Consider the following 2,826-nt stretch of genomic DNA (forward strand, 5'->3'; position numbering starts at 1 on the left):
TGCCCGATCAGGTTAAATATGTCGGTGAGGGGGCAGGTATCAAAGCAATTACAGGCGGCGATCTGATTGAAGTTGACGGGAAATATGAAAAACAGTTCTCCACCATTATTAAAGCTGTGGTATTAGCCACCAATAACGAACCGATGAGCTTTACCGAGCGTAATGGCGGGATTGCACGGCGGCGGGTGATATTCCCGTTTAATATTCCGGTCAAAGAGTCAGAAAAAGACCCGGAATTATCGGAGAAAATCAGCCGGGAACAACTGCCTGTGATTATCCGCTATTTATTAAACGAATTTGCCGACCAGAATAAGGCTAAAAAACTGCTACAGGCGCAACGCTATTCTAACGAAGCCCTCTTGGTGAAAAGTAATTCCGACCCGCTGTATAATTTCTGTGCTTAATTTGGTTTCGTTGGGGAAAGAGTTAGGCATGAAGATGGGGAATAAAAACATTCATTCCAGAGCGCCGAGAATCTACCTTTACCATGCCTACTTGTCATTTATGGAAGCCTATGGGTTTGACAGGCCTCTCACATTAACGAAATTCGGGGATTCCCTGCCGAAAGTGATGCAGGAATATAAGAAGGACTACCGGAAATTAAAAACCAAAAAGGGCTATTATTACAATGTGGACTTAGCGGATGAGGCAAATGAATAGCTTCCGTCTGTTCCTGAACAAACTAACCAATAACCTACCCTACGTAAATTTTTTATGACTAACTGTGCACCCTATGCACCAATAATCATAATTAATTGAATTTAAATATAAAAACAGGGTTTATTAGTTATCTTTTAACTGTGCACCAACTATTCACCCTGTTCATTTTTCCTGAATGATTAAAGGAGCATAGTACGGATAGTGATTGGACACTGTCTCCACCGTAAAAAATCATTTATTTTCAAATTATTACCTGATTAGTGGATAGGGTGCACAGTTGAAGGGAGTAAAAAGATTTTCAGGGGACTCCCTTTGGCAGGTAAATAGAAGTTAGAAAAATCAGAGAAAGCATACACAGTGCGTCCATTTTATTTTTTGGTATTACCTGAAATTTAAATAATGTAATTATCTGATTTTGTTTAAGAATAGAAGTTAATCACAATTTCAGTGATGGACTTTTACGCATACTGGAATCCATAAATATTCCTGTTGTATCCTGTTTCATTCATTCGATATTTATCGGAAGTCAGATCACAGGAGACACGATGTCACACGTTATCACTAAAAGGCAAGAAACAGGGATTAATTTCAGCGGGCTGTTCAACGCCAGAATCCATCGGAAACCGCTATCAGACAGGCCGGGAAGACGAAATACAGGTACTGAGTGTCAGCCATTCAGTGAGTCGCGACCAGAATGCGCATCATCACCCTGTCAGCTTTACTAAACCCATTGATAAATCCTCGCCGCTGTTAGCAATGGCAATCGACGGAAACGAATTGCTGGAAGCGCGTTTTATGCACTACCGGACAAGCACGATGGGGCAACTGGAACTTTTTTACGAAATTAAACTGACAGGCGCAACGATTGTCGATCTTGCCTATAATTATCCCCATTCCATTAATGATAATGGCGCAATCCCCCATGAAGTGGTGATGCTCGATTATAAATCTATCTCATGCCAGCATATTGCAGCAGGAACTTCGGGTTACAGCATTACACAATTATCCGGGCGTGAAGAAAGCAGGCCGCTTTTGTCTGGGTTCTCGAATATTAAACCGCTGGTTGAAGAAGCTGTTGTGGCTCTATTTAGCCATAAGTTTATACTGAAACATCAAGGGAGTGGCTGCCGAGATATTGCGTATGGTGTGGAAACGGGCAAGGGACTGATTGAGGGAATATGTCAAACATCTGGAATGACAAAACAGTTTGATGCCAAAAAAGAAGAATGCCTTGAAGTTAAATATTTATTTCAGACAAAAACAGGGATTTAATTATGTCGATTTTTAAAACAAAAACCGTTAAAGGTGGCAAAAATACAGAAATTGAAATGGATATTTTTTATTTAAACCAAATCCCGGATGCAATGGAAAAAATTGGCTGGAAAACCGCCCCACAATTAATGCGTCATTGGTTTAAGGCCGAACCAGCTTCTAATTTTACTATTGAAACAAAAAAACAATATATTGATGGTGATGCAGTAAAAATACCAAAAAATCAAGTTAATATAGATATCGTAAAAATGGGATGGGCGCTTGATTATACTCAAGTAAAGGACAAAGTAGTAAAATTACAACATGAATGGGCTTCTCTTGCTGGATTGAAACTATTAAAAAAAAGGTTAATGAATAATGTAAAAAAAAATAGGGTACACAGACTCAGTTATTGAATTAGATACGTATGCTCAGGTTAATTATAGATCTTGACTGATACTATTGATGACTATTACGGAGCCATAGGGAAGGCAACGTTAAAATTAGCTGTAAGGGGCTATATTGATAGAATAAATAATAAAGATGTATTTATCACGTAAATGATAGGTATTTATATAAAAGATAGCTATGATTTTGTAACAAAGGGTGAGTTTCTTGGTGTTTGGCATAAAAATGGCGTTTTGAATAAAGCTAAGACAATTGCATACATGGGACTTTATGATAGAGGGGCATGGAAAGAGTTAGCAGGAGAATATTCAGGAACAGTTCCTATCTATAATGACGATTTTAGGTCATGGAGAGAAAAACACAAAAAAGGTGGAGATTTCATTGTCTTTTCTGATGTTTTATGGACATTTCCGTTACCAAAAGACAGAGTTATTTATCTATCTTGCATTCACATAATAAGTGCAACACCGTTATAAACGAAGTAAATGAGTTGATATTCCTTTAAAT

3 protein-coding genes and 1 pseudogene are annotated in these 2,826 nt (G+C 38.2%); all 4 read left to right on the top strand.

The features are described from left to right. Window positions 1-660 (top strand): annotated as a pseudogene (locus AAC147_RS01340) (primase-like DNA-binding domain-containing protein); the annotation flags it as partial. Between the two features lie 489 nt (window positions 661-1,149). Further along, the gene (locus tag AAC147_RS01345; protein WP_231571554.1) at window positions 1,150-1,932 is read left to right on the top strand and encodes an Hcp family type VI secretion system effector; all 783 of its coding nucleotides are present in this window, start codon (window positions 1,150-1,152) and stop codon (window positions 1,930-1,932) included. A 2-nt stretch (window positions 1,933-1,934) separates the two neighbouring features. Then, entirely contained in the window at window positions 1,935-2,327 is a 393-nt protein-coding gene (locus AAC147_RS19990; RefSeq protein WP_197056409.1) for a DUF6402 family protein, read from the top strand. Between the two features lie 144 nt (window positions 2,328-2,471). Then, window positions 2,472-2,795, top strand: a complete 324-nt coding sequence (locus AAC147_RS19995) for a DUF6402 family protein (RefSeq protein WP_420883240.1) — start codon at window positions 2,472-2,474, stop codon at window positions 2,793-2,795. Window positions 2,796-2,826 lie beyond the last annotated feature (31 nt).

This window comes from Xenorhabdus sp. NBAII XenSa04 (assembly GCF_963866145.1).
GTDB classification, from domain to species: Bacteria; Pseudomonadota; Gammaproteobacteria; order Enterobacterales; family Enterobacteriaceae; genus Xenorhabdus; species Xenorhabdus indica.